Raw genomic sequence first — 17,837 nt, forward strand, 5'->3', positions numbered from 1 at the left:
TGGGGTATGTTCGCACCATCACGAATCCGCGGTTCGTACGGGACGCAGGTGACCGCGAAACTCGCCCTCAAAGCCGGTCGCGCCCTCGCCGGAACGGGCGACGAAATCGTCGTGGGCCACGACCCGAGCGACAGCGCTCGCCTCCTCGCTGACGCGGTCGCGACCGGGGTCTGCGAGTGCGGCGGCACCGTCCACCGACTCGGGCCGGTGGCGAGCCCGACCGTCTCTCACGGCGTGCGGCGACTCGGCGGCGACGCCGGCGTGGCGGTGACGACCGTCAGCGACCCCGCCGAGGACACCGGGCTGAAACTGTTCGACGACGACGGCTCGCGCCTCTCGTGGGAGCGACAGAGCAGGGTCGTCCGTCGGGTCAACGGCTCGTCGGCCGAGGTCGCCCCGTGGGACGAAATCGGCGAGGAACGTCGCTGGGACGACGCCGCGGCACATCACCTCGACCACCTCTGCGAGGGGCGAACTTCGGTTTCCGACACGCGCGTCGTGGTCGACGTCGGCGAGCGGGACGACGACATCATGGCCGACGCGCTCGACCGACTCGGCTGTGACGTCGAGCGCCTCGACGGAACCGCGGACGACTCGTTTCCGCGCCGTCGGGTCGCCGCGGGCGACGACGCGTGCGGGACGCTCCGCCGAGCGGTCGCGGCCTCGGACGCCGATATCGGTCTGGCTCACGACGCCGACGCGGACCGTCTCGTGGCCGTCGACGAGACCGGCGAGGTCGTCGGCGGAGACGCGCTCCTCGCGCTGTTCGCGCGAGAGACGGTCCGCGATGCGGACGGGGACGCCCGCGTCGCCGTGCCGCTGGAGGCGAGCCGTCGCATCGGAGAGGTCGTCTCCGACGCGGGAGGAAGCATCGTCCGGGTCGAGATGGACGGGATTCCGGGGTCCGGACCGGCGGCGGACGCGGACGTCGTCTTCGGCGGCGAGCCGACCGGCGTCTACCAGTGGCCGGCCGAGTCGCCCTGCCCGGACGCGACGCTCTCGGCGATTCGCCTCGCGCGGCTCGTCGACGAGGGGGCGGCGCTCTCCGAACAGGCGGGCGACGTGGCGGCGTACCCGCTGTTTTTCGACTCGTTCGCGGTCGACAACTGCGCCCGCGAGATGACGCGGCTCGCGACGGAGTGTCAGGCGCGCTTCGACGACGTTCGGACCGACGACGGCATCTTCGTCGACCGCGGCGACGCGTGGTTCGTCGTCAGGGCGAGCCGAACCGAGCGCGTCCTTCGCGTGACCGTCGAAGGGACGTCCCGGAACAGCGCGAAGCGGCTGTTCGACGCGGTTCGGGAGCTCGTGTCCGACGAGAAAGCGACGCTCACAGCCTGACCGAACCCGCACCCATACCCGTACCCCACCTGCACCCACACCCGTACCCCACCCGCACCCGAACCAACACCGCTCGTCGGCGACCGCGCGGGTGGGCACAACACACATATCGGCTCGCTCCGAACCACGGCCCGAAACCGTGGGACACGAAGACGGGAGCCTCGGCGGGTACGACGCTATCGAGACCGGCGACGAGCTGGTGAGCTGGTCGCGGACGTACTGCCGCCGCGCGGCGAGCCACTACGACTTCACCGTGGACTTACACCGCGTCCGATGGAAAGTGTCTACCCGCGCGAAGCGGCGGGCGGCGGCCGTGAAGACACCGAGCGTCGACGACGCGAGGGTCGGGGAGCCGAGGCGGTGGACCGGCACGTCGTCGCAATCGGCCGAACTCGACGCCGCGCCCACGTGTACCATGTCGCTGTCGTGGCGGGCGTTCGAGTCGTTCGACCGCGAGGAATGGACGGCGACGCTCCGGCACGAACTCGTCCACGTCGAGCAGTTTCAGGCGTTCGGCGCGACCGACCACGGCCCGGCGTTCAAGCGCCGCGCCGAGGCGGTCGACGCGCCGGTCCGCGTCCGCCGGTTCGCGGAGCCGAAGTACACCCTCACCTGCGAGGCCTGCGGCGCGGACGTCGCCTACCGCTACCGCGAGTGCAAACTGGTCCGCGAGTCGGCCGCCTATCGCTCCGCCTGCTGCGAAGCGCCGCTCGACTGCAGAGAGCGCGAAGAGTAGCGGGCGAAAACCACGTTCCGAGCGGCGAACGACTACCGACTCGGCGGGTGCGCCCGGGCCTCCCGAATCGCCACGAACGCGACGACGAGGACGAACACGAGCGCCAAGAAGAACTCGACGCCGGGGACGGTTCCGGCGACGGCCCAGACGTACACGTCCTCCGCACCGAGGATGACGAACAGTCCGAGGAGAATCACCACGCCGGTTCGACCGATGCCGAGTCTCATACGTTCGTCTTGCCACCGCGACAACATAAGCCTTGGATTCGACTGCCGGCCCGCGAGACGGTCGGTATTGCCCACCAATACAAATACTGCACCGCAGCAGAGCGTCTCCCGAATTAGCTTTTCCGCTCAATCAGAAGCTGGGGTGACAATGCAATCATTCACGACCGATTCAAAAACATCCGAATAGGAAAGTCCGATAAATAAGAAATAGCGTTCAGCAATAATTTATATTGTTTGCAATACTATCTCGGCAGTTGCGAACGGGAAGAGCGCCGAATCCGGTGCGAGACTCGACAGAGTCCTAACTGTTACGCCGCACTCGGACACCACCCGCGTCTCCGTTCCGCCCCGCGAGAGGGAGAGTATTTACCGCGCGAGCGTGACCGAAACGCAGTACCGAACCATGCGACACGTCCCAGGAACCTTCTCGATAGCGGCGCGCGACCCGGACGCGAACGTCTTCGGCGCGGCGGTGACGACCGGCACGGTCGCCGTCGGCGCGACCTGTCCCTACGTGAGCGCCGGCGGCGCGGCCGTCACGCAGTCGTACACGAAGACCGAACACGGCCGCGACGCGGTCGCCCGCGCGGAAGCCGGCGAGCGCATCGACGACGCCTTCGAATCCCTCCTCGACGCCGACGACCACGCCGCCTACCGGCAGGTCCACGGCGTCGGCGCGGCCGGCGAGTTCGCCTTCACCGGCGGCGAGTGCGTCTCGTGGGCCGGCCACCGCGTCGGCGACGACTACACCGTCGCGGGCAACATGCTCGCCGGCGAGGCGGTCGTCGAGGCGACCGCCGAAGCGTACGAGTCCGCCGACGGCGACATGGCCGACCGACTCGTCTCGGCGCTCGAAGCCGGCGAGGCGGCCGGCGGCGACGACCGCGGCGAGATGAGCGCCGCGGTGCTCGTCCACGCGCCGACGCCGGAGTTCTACCACAACCTCCGGGTCGACCTCTCCGACGAACCGGTGTCCGACCTCCGCGACCTGCTCGCGGAGGCGCGGCGCGCGAAAGACCAGATTCGCCGCGAGACGGACGCGCAGTTCGGCGACTACCCCGACGAGATTCTCGACTTCGGCGTCAAGTACTGAACCGGCTTCGGCGCTAAATACTGAGAAGAGACCGCGCGGGCGGATTCAGTCCGAGTCGGCCGGACTGGTCTCCGCGCGCTTCGACGGCGTGATGAACGAGTCACGCTGGCTCATCTCCTCCTCCGAGAGGTGACAGGAGATGTAGTGGTCCGCGCCCCCGACCGATTCGAGCTCCGGGAGCTCCTGCTCGCAGACGTCGCCGATTTTCTTCGGACAGCGCGTCTGGAACGGACAGCCCGACGGCGGGTTGATCGGGCTCGGGACGCTCCCCTCCAAGAGGATGCGGTCCGTCTCGCGGTCCGGGTTCGCGTGGGGGACCGCCGACAGGAGGCTCTCCGTGTAGGGGTGGAACGGCGGCGAGAACACCTGCTCGATGCTCCCGAACTCCGCTATCTTCCCGAGGTACATCACGGCCACGCGGTCGCAGATGTGCCGGATGACGCCGATGTTGTGCGAGATGAACAGGAACGAGATGTTCTCGTCTTCCTGAATCTCGTTCAGGAGGTTGAGAATCTGCGCCTGCACGCTCACGTCGAGCGCCGAGACGGGCTCGTCGCAGACGATGAGCTTCGGTTCGACGGCGAGCGCGTGCGCGATGGCGACGCGCTGTTGTTGTCCCCCGGAGAACTCGTGGGGGTACTTGCTCGCGGCGGCCCGCGACAGGCCGACGCGTTCGAGCAGGTCGCCAACTCGTTCGCGCTTTTCCTCGCCGGTGGCGATGCCGTGTTTCTCCATCGCGCGCCCGACGATTTGGCCCACGGTCTTCCGCGGGTTGAGCGAACTCTGAGGGTCCTGGAATATCATCTGCATCTCGCGGCGCAGACTCCGAATCTCCGAGGAGCCGAGCTCGTGGAGCGGCTGTCCCTCGAAGTACACCTCGCCGTCGGTCGGTTCGAGGAGCCGGAGCGCGGTGCGAGCGACCGTGGACTTCCCGCAGCCGGACTCGCCGACGAGCCCGACGGTCTCGCCGGGATAGACGTCGAAGCTCACGTCGTCGACGGCCTTGACGTGCCGCCGTTCGACGGTCGGCAGGCCGCCGCCCTCCCACGAGAGGTGGACGTTGCCGAAGACGCCCTCGCCGGCGTTGAAGTACTTCTTCAGGTTCCGCACCTCGAACAGCGGCTCGCCGCTGCGGTCGATGTCGCGGCGGCCGGCCCCGGATTCGGGGACCGTGCTCTCCGAGAGGTCGAGGTCGGCGGCGTGGAGACACGCCGCGCGCGAGGAGTCGTCGCCGACGGAGTCGAGCGACGGGTCGCCGCCGGTCCGGCACGCCTCGGTGGCGTGGGGACACCGCGGCGCGAAGTTACACCCGCTCGGGAGGTTCCCGAGGTCGGGCATCGCGCCGTCGAGCGTCGGCAGTTCGTCGTAGTCGGTGTCGACCTCCGGGATGGAGTCGATGAGCGCGCGGGTGTAGGGGTGTCGCGGGCGGTCGAACAGGTCGCCGAGTTCGGCCGTCTCCACGAGGTTCCCGGCGTACATCACGCCGACGTGGTCGCACGTCTGGGCGACGACGCCGAGGTTGTGGGTGATCATCAGCACGGCCGTCCCCTCGCGCTCCTGCATCTCGTTGAGCAGGTCGAGAATCTTCGCCTGCGTCGTCACGTCGAGCGCGGTGGTCGGCTCGTCGGCGATGATGAGGTCCGGCTCGCAGGAGAAGCCGATGGCGACGAGGACGCGCTGGCGCATCCCCCCGGAGAACTCGTGGGGGTAGTCGTCGATGCGTTCTTCCGCGTCGGGGATGCCGACGTCGTCCATCGATTCGATGGCGAGCTGGCGTGCCTCTGACTTGGAGACGTCCTGATGGCGGCGAATCGTCTCCGTGATTTGCTCGCCGACGGTCATCACCGGGTTGAGCGACGACATCGGGTCCTGCGGAATCATCGCGATGCGGTTGCCGCGGATGTCGCGCATCTCGGCTTCCGTCTTCTGCAGGAGGTCTTCCCCGTTGAAGACGACCTGCCCGCCGGTGATTTCGCCGGGCGAGTCGATGAGGCGCATGAGCGACCGCGCCGTCACGGACTTGCCCGCGCCCGACTCGCCGACGAGACCCATGGTCTCGCCGCGGTCGAGCGAGAACGACACCTCGTTGGAGGCGACGATGGGGCCGGCGTCGGTGCGGAACTCGGTTCTGAGTCCGCGCACGTCGAGCAGCGGGCCGTCGTCGGCCTCGCGGTCGGTCGCGGTGGTTGGTGCGCTCATTCTATCGCCTCCACTTTGGGGTCGAGCACGTCACGCAGTCCGTCGCCGAGCATGTTGAACCCGACGACGGCGATGCCGATAGCCAACGCGGGGAACAGCAACATCCACGGCGCGGTCTCCATGAAGCCGCGACCGGTGTTAATCATCAGCCCCCACGACGGCCGCGGCGGCTGCGCGCCGAGGCCGAGGAACGACAGGCTCGCCTCCGCGAGGATGGCGAACGAGACGTTCAGCGACCCCTGAACCAGCATGGGAGCCATGCAGTTCGGGAACACCTCGCTGAAGACGATGCGCGAGTCGCTCTCGCCGCGGGCGACGGCGGCCTCGACGTACGCCTCGTTGCGCTCGGCTAACGCCGCGCTCCGCGAGACGCGGGCGATGTACGGCGTGTAGACGAACGCCAAGGCGATGACGACGTTACTCAACTCCGGGCCGAGGACGACGAGCAGGGTGAGCGCGAGCAACACCGGTGGGAACGCCATCGCGGCGTCCATGACGCGCATCAGTATCTCGTCGGTCAGGCCGCCGGCGTAACCGGCGACGACGCCGACGACCGCTCCGACCGCGAGCGCGCCGGAGATGGCTCCGAAGCCGACGTACAGCGAGATTCGGCTCCCCATGACGACGCGGCTGAAGATGTCGCGGCCGAGGTCGTCGGTGCCGAACGGGTGTTCGACCGACGGGGCCTGCGAGCGGTCTTCGATGTTCGTCGCGTCGATGGGGTACGGCGCGATAATCGGCGCGAAGATGGCGACGAGCACGAGCAGCACCACGATGGAGAAGCCGAGCATCGCCTTCGTGTTGCTGCGGAACTTCCGGACGAACCGGGCGATGCGGTCGCGCTGTGACTGCGTGATGGTGAAGCGACCGCGGTCGGTCTCCTGTTCGGTCGCCATCAGTCGTCACCTCCGTAGCGGATGCGCGGGTCGAAGTACGCGTACAGCAGGTCTGCGGCGAAGTTCGAGAACATGTAGATGAGTGCGACCACGAGGATGCACCCCTGAATCAGGGGGATATCGCGGCTCTGAATCGCGGTCAGCGTCAGCCGACCGATGCCGGGCCAGAAGAACACCTCTTCGAGCACGACGACCCCGCCGAACGCGTAGCTGAACTGGAACGCGATGACCGTGATGACGGGGATGATTGCGTTCTTGAGCGCGTGTCTGAGGACGATGACCCGTTGGCTCATCCCCTTCGCACGCGCGAGATTGATGTACTCCTCGCTGAGAACCTCCAGCATCGACGACCGGGTCATCCGCATGATGTACGCGGTGAGCGCGAAGCCCATCGCCCCCGCGGGGAGGACGAGTCGCGTGAGCGACCCGACGAGGTCCTCGCTCGGGGAGACGTACCCCCCGGTCGGAAAGAGGTTCAGCCAGACGGCGAACACCAGGATGAACACCAGTCCCCACAGGAATATCGGCATCGAGATGCCGACGAAGGCGAACATCGAGGCGCTCACGTCGGGCGCTTCGTTCTGGTTGACGGCGGCGTAGACGCCGAGCGGGACCGACAGCACGACGGCGACGAGCGTCGCGGCGACGGCGAGCATCATCGACCGGGGCAGGCGCTCGGCGATGAGTTGCGCCACGGGCTCGCCGAATCGGAGCGATTCGCCCATGTTCCCCTGGAGGAGCCCGACGACCCAGTCGATGTACTGCACGTACAGCGGGCGGTTGAGTCCCAGTTGGGTTTGGAGCGCTTCGAGCGATTGTTCGGTCGCGTTGGGGCCCAAGATGAGCAGGGCCACGTCACCGGGCAGGATGTTGGTGACGGCGAAGGCGATGAGCGTGACGAAGAACAGCGTCACCGCCATGAACCCGACGCGCCGAAAGACGTAGTTGTACATCGACATTGTGTGGAATCTCTGTTAGCGGTCGAGCCAGTTGTCGCCGAACTGCAGCGTCGACCCGTCGGGCGCGCCGATGTCGCCTTTGTACTGCGAGGCGGCTCCGTAGAGGCTCGGCTGCCACCACAGGAAGAGGTGGCCGGCGCGGTCCTCGTGGAGAATCTCCGTCGCCTGGTGGTAGAGCTCGGCGCGCTCCTGTTCGTCGTAGATGGTGCGCGCCTCCTCGACGAGCGCGTTGTAGTCCTCGTTCACCCAGTTGGTGAAGAAGAACGCCCCGTTGGGGTGTAGGAACTTGTAGAACGACACGTCGGGGTACCAGAGCGCGAGGTAGGAGCTCGTCGTCGCCTGGAAGTCGCGGTTGGAGTAGACGTCCGAGAGCCACGTGCTCCACGTGATCTGCTGGATTTCGAGGTTGATGCCGACCTCGGCGGCGTCGGCTGCGATGACCTCCGCGGCCTGCACCTGCGTCGGGTAGGACTGCGGAATCTTGAACGTCGCCGTGAAGCCGTCGGACATGCCGGCGGCGTCGAGGTGCTCCTGTGCCTTGTCGAGGTCACGCGGGCGCGGTTCGATGTCCGGGTTGACCCACGGGCTGCCGGGCGTCGCCGGGGACGCCGTGGTCTGACCGGTGCCGTAGAGGGCCGCCTCGGCGACCTTCTCCTTGTCGATGGTGTAGTCGAGTGCGAGGCGGGCGTCCTTGTTGTCGAACGGAGCCACGTCGCAGTTCAGGCCGAGGTAGACGAGCGATTTCGGGAACTGCTTTTCGAACCGAACGTCGGGGGCCTGCTCGACGCGGGAGACGTCCTTCGGCGCGATGCCGTTGATGAAGTCGTACTCGCCGGCGAGGAACGACTGGAGGCGGACGCTCGGGTCCGGCACCTCGCTCTTGACGATGGTGTCGATGAACGGGCCGTCCTCGTCGGACGCGCCCCAGTAGTCCTCGTTGCGCGACATCGTGAACGAGGTCTCGATTTCGCGGCTCTCGAACACGTACGGGCCGGTCCCGATGGGTTCTTCGACCATGTCCTTCTCGGCGTTCTCGGCGGGCATGACCGACAGTTCCGCCGTCGCCATCTTCGCGAGGAACGGCGCGAAGGGTTCGGTGAGTTGGACTTCGAAGGTGTAGTCGTCGGGGGCGCGAAGCTCCTCGACGTAGTCGAAGAAGCCGGTGGCGAGGTAGTCGCCGTTCTGGACGCGCTCGTAGCTCGCCAGCACGTCCTCGGAGGTCATCTCCTTGCCGTTGTGGAAGGTGACGCCCTCCCGGAGGTTGAACGTCAGGACCGTGTTGTCGTCGGACTGCTCCATCGACTCCGCGAGGTGCGGCTGGATGGAGTAGTCGTCCTGCAGCGCGACGACTTCCTCGTAGATGTTCTCCAGAACGCGCTTGGAGGCCGCCGAGGTGTCGATGTGCGGGTCGAGCCCCTGCACCGGCACCGCGCCGCCCCACTGGAGCGTGCCGCCCTGCTTCCCGCCGCTCGCGGCGGTCGTGTCGGTGCTCTCCGTGTCGTCGCTTCCGCCCGAGGAACCCGAATCTTCGGTCGTGCTGTCGTCCGAACCGCCGCCCGTACACCCGGCGAGCGCCACCGCGCCGGTCGTCGCCGCCGCCCCGAGGAAGGTACGGCGGTCGAAACGACTGCGACGCGTGCCGTCGCCGGTGCTGTCGGAGGAGTCGCTCCCCTTGCCATTCTCTTGCATACAGTCGCTCAAATCCGTTACTGTGTGATAAAAATTGTGGTTATGTGAGTACAATCCCCATATCGAGACGGAGAAGATGTAATATCAGAGACTGTTCCGAGCGCCGAGCGCGATGGAACTGTAGAATGACCAATTCTATCCCGTCTCTATGCGGGATTACTCCACGTATGTCAACCCCCTCGTCGCAAACGACGGCCCGCATCGGCGTCCCGCAGGTCGCGACGACCGAACCGTCGCCGACGCGCGTCCTCGAACGTCGCCGATGTGCGCCCTCGAACGACACGGGCGGTGGGCAGAGCCCCAGAACCCACATCCAGCGCGCCGTGCCTGCTGATTTCGGGGAGTTCGCGGCCGCTCGGTACTGTCACGCATGTGACCGAATTCCAAACAGTAAAATAGGGTTAGTCACGAATCCGGGAACCATGCGAGTCAATCAGCAGCGACTCCGCAGCGACATCGAGTCGAACGCGGAGTTCGGGGCCGTCCCGACGGACGAGGGTCGGGGGCGGACGGTCCTGAGCGGCAGCGAGGCGGACCGGCGGGCGAGAGAGTTCTTCTGCGAGCGCCTCCGGGACGCCGGTCTCTCCATCACCATCGACGAGGTCGGCAACATCGTCGGTCGGTGGGTTCCCGAGAGCGCGGACCCCGACGCGGCCCCCGTCGCCACGGGAAGTCACCTCGATTCGGTCCCCGAAGGCGGCATCTTCGACGGTCCGCTCGGCGTCTACGCGGGGCTGGAGAGCGTCCGCGCGATGCAGGACGCCGGAATCGAACCCGTCCGACCCGTCGAGGTCGTCAACTTCACCGAGGAGGAGGGCCAGCGGTTCGGCGGCGGCCTCATCGGGTCGGCGGTCGCCGTCGGCGAGTTGAGCGTCGAGGAGGCCCTCGACATCGAGGACGCCGACGGGATTCCGCTCGGCGACGCCCTCGCTGACATCGGCTACCGAGGCGAAGGACGCGTCGACGCCGCCGACTGGGACGCGTGGATAGAACTTCACATCGAGCAGTCCGAGCGCCTCGAAGACGCGAACGTCCCCGCCGGCGTCGTCACGAGCATCGTCGGTCTCTCCCGGTGTGCCGTCGAAATCACGGGCGAGGCCGACCACGCCGGGTCGACGCTCATGGACGACCGGTCGGACGCGCTCGCCGCCGCCAGCGAGTTCGTCCTCGACGTGGAGCGCGCGACGACCGAGCGCAACGAGGTCTCGGAGACCGCGGTCGGGACCGTCGGCAAACTGGAGGTCTCGCCGAACGCGCCCAACGTCATCGCCGGGAAAGTCGCCCTGACCGTCGACATCCGCGACGTGGCGTACGACTCCATCGAGTACGTCATCGACGAGGCGGAGGCGAGCCTCGACCGCATCGAGGCCGAGCGCCCGGTCGAGGCCGCGCTCTCGCACCCGTGGGACCGCAAGCCCGTCGAGATGAGCGAGCGCTGCCGCGCCGCGCTCCACGACGCCGGGACCGACGCCGACCTCGAAACCCTCGACCTCCACTCCGGGGCCGGCCACGACACCATGCACGTCGCGGCCGTCACGGACGCCGCGCTGCTCTTTGCCCCCTCCCGCGACGGCATCTCGCACAACCCCCGCGAGTGGACCGACTGGGAGGACTGCGCCGACGCGACTCGCGTGCTCGCCGGCGCGCTCGCCGACCTCGCGACCGAGTGACGGAACCGCCCGACTGACGACTGCTGTTCTCGGTTCCGCGCTCCGCGGACCCGCCCTATCGATGCGTTCGAATCGGCCGCCACCCGCCGCGCCGCGACGACCGCATCGTCGAAACGTCAGCCACCACGATGCGCTATTCTCCGCCCAGTGTCCCTGAAACCCGTGTTCTCTCGCTGTACGATGAGTCTGGAATCGGTCAGAGCATCGCGGTGTTTGTACAATGAGAACACGGTGTCTAAGTGGTCGAATTCACTCGTTTCGGCCACGTTACAGACGATATTCGAAATAAGAATCGCGCCAATTACGCTACTTTGCGGCAATCGGTGCGATTTGCCGGCGATTTCAGAAGTGACCGTTCGTCAAATACAAACACATATGACTTCGCGGCTTCGAACTTGACTATGGCAGACGAACACACGACCGGTTCGCCGCGGACCCTGAAGACGGTGTCTCGTGCGTTCGATGTCGTTCGGGCGCTCGAGGAGCTGGACGGCGCGCGGGTGACGGAGTTGGCAAACCATCTGGACCTCTCGAAGAGCGTCGTCTACAACTACCTGAGCACGCTTCGAGCCGAGAAGTTCGTCGTGAAGGAAGAAGACACCTACCGGCTGTCGCTGCAGTTCCTCCTCGTGGGCGAGTACGTCCGGTACCAGAACATCCTCTACCGCATCGGCAAGCCCGAAATCGAGGAACTCGCGGAGAAGACCGGCGAGTACGCGCACCTGGCGACCGAACAGCACGGGCTGGGCATCAACCTCTACAAGGTGAGCGGCGAGAAGGCCGTCGGGAGCGACTACCAGGTGAACAAGCTCCAGCGCGCCGACTACCTCCACTTCTCGGCGACGGGGAAAGCGATTCTCGCGCACCTCCCGAAAGAGCGCGTCGAGTGGATTATCGACCAGTACGGCCTGCCGGGCAAGACCGAGGCGACCATCACGACCCGCGAGGAGCTCTTCGAGGAGTTGGAGACGATTCGCGACCGGGGCTACTCGCTCAACGACGAGGAGGAAATCAAGGGCCTGCAGGCCATCGGGGCGCCGGTGACGAACCGTCACGGACGCGTCCTCGGCTCCATCAGCGTCTCCGGTCCGGTCCGCCGGATGAAACAGCCCGACTACCACGAGCAACTCATCGAGAGCGTCGTCAACACCGCCAACGTCATCGAAGTCAACGTCAACATGGAGGAGTCCGACGACGATTTCCCGACGTTCAGTTAGCGGTCCGCGTCGTCCTCAACGCTTCTGCGGCGGTATCGCCTTCGCGCCGACCGCGCGTCGATACGGTTCACAAACGGAGAACCGACGGTCTCGGCCGAGTCGCGGGCGAGTCGGAGACCGCTTCGGTACGATCGACGGGCCGAACGAGTCGCCAGTCCCCGAATCTCGGCGTATGCTGTCGAAGCCGCGCTCGGCCCCTCGATACGGCTTGCCGGACGAGATTGACGTTTTCGAACGTCGGACGGTCAACGCGCCCCGAAAAGTTTCGAGAACGGAACATCTGAGAGACGACACACGACAACGAGTATCGCGGTGTATTGACCATATATGAACACAGTCAGGACATCCGTTAGAGAAGATACAACGATACACCATATTACAGCTAGTTCCCCGTAGTTCTCGTCACTAGCGATACGCCTCACCGGAGGAACTGGCGGTGACTAACGCCACGCAAACGACCCACACTACATTACATAATTACTGGTGTAATGGAAGTGCGAACGTCCACAGCAGTCGGATGTCGTTCGCGGACGACCGAGTCGGCCGAGCGAGTCGCCGATGGGGAGACGCTCCGCGCCGACCGAGTGAGTCGAGGCGGGCGAGACCCGTCGGAGACGGTCGTCTGCCCGAGATAGTAATTCAGTTATTTTGCAATAATAATCGATTCCGAATCGACTGTCGATTGTACTCTGGATTCGCGGGAGAATCACGTTCGACAGGCCCGGACACTGATATCAAAGTATCATCGCCCCACACCTACAAACAATTTGAAATTTGTAAAATTTGTAGAAATTTTTATTCTACCTGTATTTTGTGCAGCTCTCAGAACAGTCGGTCCGTGTCGTGACAATTGGAACAATAGTACAATAGTGTCCCGTGTCGGGCCGGAGACGTTCGAGGGCGAACCGCCCTCACTCCGAGTCGTCGGTACCGCCGGCGTCGTCAGGTTCGGGGTCGAGCGGTCGCCGGACCACGAGCACCGGGGCGACGGTCTGCTCGGCGACCCGGTCGGAGGTCTCGCCGAACAGTCGGCCGCGGAGCGTTGGCTTCTCCTCGCCCATCACGACCACGTCGTGGTCGTCCGCGCCCTCGATGAGCGCCTGGAGCGGGTTCTGTGCGACGACGACGACGCGCGAGACGTGCTCGCGGTTGACGCCGAGGACCGCCAGGTCGTTCGCGACCTCGTCGAGGAGGGCTTCGCCGTCCGGGACCGCGCCGTCGTCTTCGACCGCGTGGAACAGCGTGAGTTCGACGTCTCCGTGCTTTCCGACCGCCGCGGCGACCTTGGTAATCGTCTCGAGGTTGATGGCCTCCTTTATCGGAACGATGACGCGGTCGATGGTCGGTGCGGGGTTCGAGAGTAGTACCGCGTCGCACTCCGCCTCCGTGGCGATGCGCTCCGTCGTCTGGTCCATATCGTGAGTGAACACGAGTCGCGTCTCGACGGTCGCACCGGCGGATTCGAACACCGAGACGAGTTCGTCGAGTTCCTCGCGGGCCTTCGGTTCGAACTGCTCTCTGGCCTGTTCGGGGGCCGTCTGCTCGGGTATCTCGTGGTACGCGAGCAGGACGACCGTCGTCTCCGAGAGGAGGTGAATCAGTTGGTCGGGAATCACTTGCCCCTCCAGTACCGCGACGGGGACGAGCACGCGAACGTCGGGAGCGTCACGCATCGGCGCTCACCCCCTTCAGGCGCACGTCTCGGGCGTAGACGAAGTACCACACCAGCGCGGCGAGCGCGACGACGACGCCCACCGCCTGCGAGAGCGGTTGCATGAACGCGACGAGGCTGAAACTCGCGAGCGCCCCGAGGACCGGGACGACGGGGTAGCCGGGGACGCGGAACGACGGGTCGTACCACGCGGGGTTCGAGCGACGGAGCCCGATGAGCGCCACGCAGATGAGCCCGTAGGTGACGAGGTGCAGGAACGACGCGACCTCGGCGAGTACCTCCGTCCGACCGACGGCGACGAGGACGACCGTCGGTCCGCCGACCAGCGCGAGCGCGACGTGGGGCGTCCCGTACCGGAGGTTGATTCGCGCGAGTTGCGGCGGGACCAGCGCGTCGCGGCTGAGCGCGTAGAGGGCGCGCGACGAACTGAGAATCGAGGCGTTCGCGCTCGACACCGTCGCCAAGAGCCCGGCGATGAGGATGGCGACCGCACCGGGGAAGCCGAGGTACGAGCGCGCGACCTCGACGATGGCCGTCTCCCCGAACGTGGCGAGTCGACCGCTCCCGAACGCGCCGGTCGAGACGAGGATGGTCACGACGTACAGCACCCCGACGACGACCACGGACCCGACCATCGCCAGCGGGAGGTTCCGCCCGGGTTTCGTTATCTCGCCGGCGACCGTCGCCACCTGTGCGAACCCGAGGTACGAGGTGAACACGAGCGCCGCCGTGGTGAAGATGCTGAGCGTCCCGTAGGGCATGAACTCCTCGGGGACGGTCTGACGGCCGAACAGCCCGAGCGTGTCGAGCGAGCCGTAGACGAGGAACACGAGGAGGATGCCGAGGAGCAGACTCACGATGCTGTTCTGGAGCTTCGTCGCGTTCTCGGTCCCGAACATGCTGAGAGCCGTCAAGACGACCCCGAAGCCGACTCCGAGGACCGCCACGAGCGGCAGGTCCGAGACCATCGACGCCGCACCCAACTCCGTCAGCACGGCGATGGCGTACTGCGCGAAGCCGACGAGGTAGAACGCCGAGGCGAAGACGAGCCCCAACCAGAGCCCGATGCCGACGACCGCGCCGAACGCCGAACCCATGCCGCGGGAGATGAAGTAGTACGCGCCGCCGCTTTTCGGCATCGCCGTGGCCAACTCGGAGGTCGGGAGCGCGACCAACAGCGCGATGACCGCCCCGAGCGCGAACGAGAGCGCGGCCGCGGGACCCGCCTGCCCGGCGGCGAGGCCGGGAAAGACGAAGATACCCGCGCCGACCATCGTCCCGATACCAATCGCCAACCCGCCGCGAAGGCCGATCGTCCGCTCCAACTCGGTCCCGCTTTCGAGGACCGTCACCTCGTCGGCCGCGGCACCGACGTCGACCGCCGGGTCCGCGTCGCCGACCCGTCCCCCCTCGCCGGGCGGGTCCGCCTCGAGCACCGAACCGCCGTCGTTTCCATCGGACATTGTGGTTTCCTGTTATCGCGTCTCCCCAATATATCTACTACCCGTCATATTGAGGGTCGACGGGTCGGTCGGCGGGCACAACTCACCGACGCGCCGTCGGTCCCAGCGAGAGAAAGTGTTAATCCGTCCGCGGCACGCCCTGCATGCAGAACGATGGCGCACGGAACGCGACGCGGCGGCCGGTTCGCGCGGGGTGAGCCGCGGTGAACTGGTCGCGGAAGTCGCTCGACGAACTCGAAGCGTTCTACTGGGAGACGATGGCACCCGCGATGGACCGCGACGGGATGGACCCGACGCGGGACGTGCCGACCTACTCGTGGTTGACCGAACACGGCTGGTCGGGCATCGCCTACGCGCTCCGCGAGAAACACGACCTCACGCCGCGGGAGTTCTTCGTCGGCGTCGTCGGCCTCGGCGACGAGGCGACCGACGAAGGCTACGACTGGGGTATCGACGACGACCGCACCGTCGAGGCGTTCGAGACGTACCTCGACATGCTCGAATCGCGGCGCGGCCTCGCGGACTCGACGCTACCGACCCGCCGGACTCACCTCGCGCGGTTCGCCCGGGTCTACCGCGACCGACACGGTTCGGCCGACCTGCTCTCACGACTGGACGACCGCGACGCCGAGCCCGACGAGATAGACCGCTGTCTCGCGGTCCTCGACGAGTTCGACGCCGAACTCGCCACCGACGGGACGAAGCTCAAGTACCTCCAGACGGTCCGGTCGTTCTACGAGTACCTCGTCGACTTCCGGCGCGCGCGGTACAACCCCGTCGGGAACGCCGCCAAACAGTTCCGCTGGGAACAGGGCCAGCCCGACAACCGCACGATGACCGCGGACCAAGTGAGCGACGTGTACGCCGTCGCCGACGACCTCGAAGACCGCCTGCTCGTCCTCGGACTCGCCGGCTGGGGGCTCCGCCCGAACGAGCTCGCGTCGCTCCGCGCGTCGCAACTCGTCCTCTCCGGCGACGACCCCCACATCGCGTTCGAAGCGCGGAAGAACGGGCCGGGAACCGTCGCGCTCCTCTACGGCGTCGACGCCGTCGCCGCCCGCATCGACGCGCTCGCCGAGGACGACGACTGGAACGGCGCTCTGTTTCCCTCCTCGCGGGCCGCCTCGGGCCACATCGCCCGCGAGACGGTCAACCGCCGGTTCAAGCGCCTCGCCGACGAGGCCGGCGTGACCGTCGACGGCGAGGTCCCGACGGCGAAGCTCTGTCGGCGCTTCTGGTACACGGCCTATCAGGCGGCGGTCGACGAGATGCTCGCGCAGCTGGAGGGCGTCGCCGCCGACCAGGGGTCGAAGAGCGCCGACGTCGTCATGTCGAACTACCTCTCCGAGGAGCGCCGGCGGTCGTTCCGCCGGCAGGCGATGCGCGAGACGCTGGCCGGGGTGTTCGAATCGACGGACGAGTCCGTGTCCGTCGAAGAGCAGATAGCGCAGTAGCTGTCGGTTGCGCCGCGGCGCGTGCTCTGCGAGCCGGCGACGATTCGGAGTGAACACCCGTATAAACTGCATGTCGCGATACACAACAATCGTGCGATGAGCCGAAGAGAGGAGTGACGTATTTCTGTACAAGAACGGCCCGGTGAGGGTCCAGAACGGCCAAACTGTTCAGCGGCGGACACCCGTTCTAGACGACAACGACCCTTCGCGGCCGGGAGAAGCCGACAGGTGACGCGATTATCGGAGGCCCGCGTTCCCCATACTGACGACCATCTAACGTTTTTGTTACACAGCTACCTTTGTAAAGTATAGTGAATCTCGTTCCGGGGACCAAGATACTGAAGAGCACCGGAACGTCCGCTTGAGTCGGGGACGCGGACGCCTCTCGCGCGTCTCCGAGAAAACCCCGAGCGAAATCGGGCGATTACGAGAGAATCGAGCCAACGGGCGGTTGCGGGGCGACCGCCGCCTGCTTCGACAGTCATGGGCGAAGCGCTCCGCTCCGCGCAGGCGCTCGCCACCCGTCGCACGTCGCGCCGTCAATCGAACACGGCGAGGCCACTATCGCGCCCGGTCAGACGGGGACGGGTTACCATCTATCCCGAAATTTCCTCGGCGGCGAACGCCTCACGGAGCCGGTCTTCGTCCTCGGGCGAGAGGTTCGTCTCGATGATCTCGAACTTGTCGTCGGACAGTTCCGCTCTGATTCGCTCCATCTGTGCGCCGCGGGACAGGAGGAACAGCGCGGAGTCGCCGGGTTCGACCGTGTTGGCGACCTCTTTGATGAACGCGTCGTCGATACCGATATCGGTGAACTTGCCGCTGAGCGCGCCCGTCACCGCCCCGACCGCCATCCCGAGCCAGGGCATCCAGAAGATGACGCCGATGAGGAGGCCCCAAAACGACCCGCCGAGCGCGCCCACGCCGACGAGGCTCTGGGCCTGTTTGACTTTCACCTGACCGTTCTCTTTTCGAACCGCGATAGCGGCGTCTTCTATCGTAATCAGTTCGCGCCGCTGGAGTTGGTACAGCTTCTCCCGCATGTTCTCCGCCCCGTCCATCGTATCGAACGCGAGTACTACTAGTGAACTCATCTATTCAACCCGGCTACACGTAAGCAGGAAAGCATAATAAACTGCATTTATCGGGTCGCTGAGAGTCTCACGGGCAGGAATTTGCTGGGAATCGTGAGAACGAAACGGAGTAGAAACCCCCGTGCAG

General features: G+C 66.2%; 14 protein-coding genes. 6 read left to right on the forward strand and 8 right to left on the reverse strand.

Translation table 11 applies throughout. The annotated features are described in order from the left end of the window. Positions 1-6: 6 nt before the first annotated feature. Both DEQ92_RS16375 and DEQ92_RS16380 read left to right on the forward strand, forming a co-directional pair. On the forward strand, positions 7-1,341 hold the full coding sequence (locus DEQ92_RS16375; RefSeq protein ID WP_115805801.1) for a phosphoglucosamine mutase: 1,335 nt from the start codon (positions 7-9) through the stop codon (positions 1,339-1,341). A 139-nt stretch (positions 1,342-1,480) separates the two neighbouring features. Further along, entirely contained in the window at positions 1,481-2,077 is a 597-nt protein-coding gene (locus DEQ92_RS16380; protein ID WP_115805800.1) for a SprT-like domain-containing protein, read from the forward strand. Positions 2,078-2,109: 32 nt separating this feature from the next. Here the strand turns inward: DEQ92_RS16380 and DEQ92_RS16385 are convergent, their stop codons facing one another. Further along, a complete protein-coding gene (locus tag DEQ92_RS16385; protein ID WP_049905292.1) occupies positions 2,110-2,304 on the reverse strand; it encodes a hypothetical protein in 195 nt (64 codons plus the stop codon). A gap of 403 nt (positions 2,305-2,707) precedes the next feature. Between DEQ92_RS16385 and DEQ92_RS16390 the strand changes: the two genes are divergently transcribed. Continuing rightward, positions 2,708-3,397 carry a DUF1028 domain-containing protein gene (locus DEQ92_RS16390; RefSeq protein ID WP_004977943.1) on the forward strand — a complete coding sequence of 230 codons (690 nt, stop codon included), beginning with the start codon at positions 2,708-2,710 and terminating at the stop codon, positions 3,395-3,397. Between the two features lie 45 nt (positions 3,398-3,442). Here DEQ92_RS16390 and DEQ92_RS16395 read toward each other — a convergent pair whose 3' ends face one another. Genes DEQ92_RS16395 through DEQ92_RS16410 form a run of 4 tightly spaced genes read right to left on the reverse strand, consistent with a single transcriptional unit; the run spans position 3,443 to position 9,140 of the window. Further along, a complete protein-coding gene (locus DEQ92_RS16395; RefSeq protein WP_004977944.1) occupies positions 3,443-5,596 on the reverse strand; it encodes an ABC transporter ATP-binding protein in 2,154 nt (717 codons plus the stop codon). Beyond that, positions 5,593-6,492 carry an ABC transporter permease gene (locus tag DEQ92_RS16400; protein ID WP_004977945.1) on the reverse strand — a complete coding sequence of 300 codons (900 nt, stop codon included), beginning with the start codon at positions 6,490-6,492 and terminating at the stop codon, positions 5,593-5,595. Before DEQ92_RS16400 ends, DEQ92_RS16395 begins: the two co-directional genes overlap by 4 nt. Further along, positions 6,492-7,451, reverse strand: coding sequence for an ABC transporter permease (locus tag DEQ92_RS16405; RefSeq protein ID WP_004977946.1), 960 nt, complete (start codon positions 7,449-7,451; stop codon positions 6,492-6,494). Before DEQ92_RS16405 ends, DEQ92_RS16400 begins: the two co-directional genes overlap by 1 nt. Positions 7,452-7,466: 15 nt before the next feature. Beyond that, positions 7,467-9,140 (reverse strand): ABC transporter substrate-binding protein, encoded by a 1,674-nt coding sequence (locus DEQ92_RS16410; RefSeq protein WP_004977948.1) that lies wholly within the window; start codon positions 9,138-9,140, stop codon positions 7,467-7,469. 422 nt (positions 9,141-9,562) lie between these two features. On the opposite strand from DEQ92_RS16410, the gene DEQ92_RS16415 reads away from it, so the two are divergent. Together DEQ92_RS16415 and DEQ92_RS16420 are read left to right on the forward strand one after the other, a co-directional pair. Further along, positions 9,563-10,810: a Zn-dependent hydrolase gene (locus tag DEQ92_RS16415; RefSeq protein WP_115805798.1), complete on the forward strand. Its 1,248-nt coding sequence runs from the start codon at positions 9,563-9,565 to the stop codon at positions 10,808-10,810. Between the two features lie 401 nt (positions 10,811-11,211). Then, positions 11,212-12,027, forward strand: coding sequence for an IclR family transcriptional regulator (locus DEQ92_RS16420; protein WP_004977952.1), 816 nt, complete (start codon positions 11,212-11,214; stop codon positions 12,025-12,027). Positions 12,028-12,938: 911 nt separating this feature from the next. Here the strand turns inward: DEQ92_RS16420 and DEQ92_RS16425 are convergent. Beyond that, on the reverse strand, positions 12,939-13,700 hold the full coding sequence (locus tag DEQ92_RS16425) for a universal stress protein (protein ID WP_115805796.1): 762 nt from the start codon (positions 13,698-13,700) through the stop codon (positions 12,939-12,941). Then, positions 13,693-15,162 carry an APC family permease gene (locus DEQ92_RS16430; RefSeq protein WP_004977956.1) on the reverse strand — a complete coding sequence of 490 codons (1,470 nt, stop codon included), beginning with the start codon at positions 15,160-15,162 and terminating at the stop codon, positions 13,693-13,695. The genes DEQ92_RS16425 and DEQ92_RS16430 overlap by 8 nt, the downstream gene beginning before the upstream one ends. 203 nt (positions 15,163-15,365) lie before the next feature. Here DEQ92_RS16430 and DEQ92_RS16435 point away from each other — a divergent pair, with 203 nt between their 5' ends. Next, positions 15,366-16,616, forward strand: a complete 1,251-nt coding sequence (locus tag DEQ92_RS16435) for a tyrosine-type recombinase/integrase (RefSeq protein ID WP_115805795.1) — start codon at positions 15,366-15,368, stop codon at positions 16,614-16,616. Positions 16,617-17,212: 596 nt separating this feature from the next. On the opposite strand, the gene DEQ92_RS16440 is transcribed toward DEQ92_RS16435, so the two are convergent. Continuing rightward, the gene (locus DEQ92_RS16440) at positions 17,213-17,677 is read right to left on the reverse strand and encodes a DUF1269 domain-containing protein (protein ID WP_004977961.1); all 465 of its coding nucleotides are present in this window, start codon (positions 17,675-17,677) and stop codon (positions 17,213-17,215) included. Between the last annotated feature and the right edge of the window lie 160 nt (positions 17,678-17,837).

Source organism: Haloferax sp. Atlit-6N (genome assembly GCF_003383195.1).
Taxonomy (GTDB): domain Archaea; phylum Halobacteriota; class Halobacteria; order Halobacteriales; family Haloferacaceae; genus Haloferax; species Haloferax gibbonsii.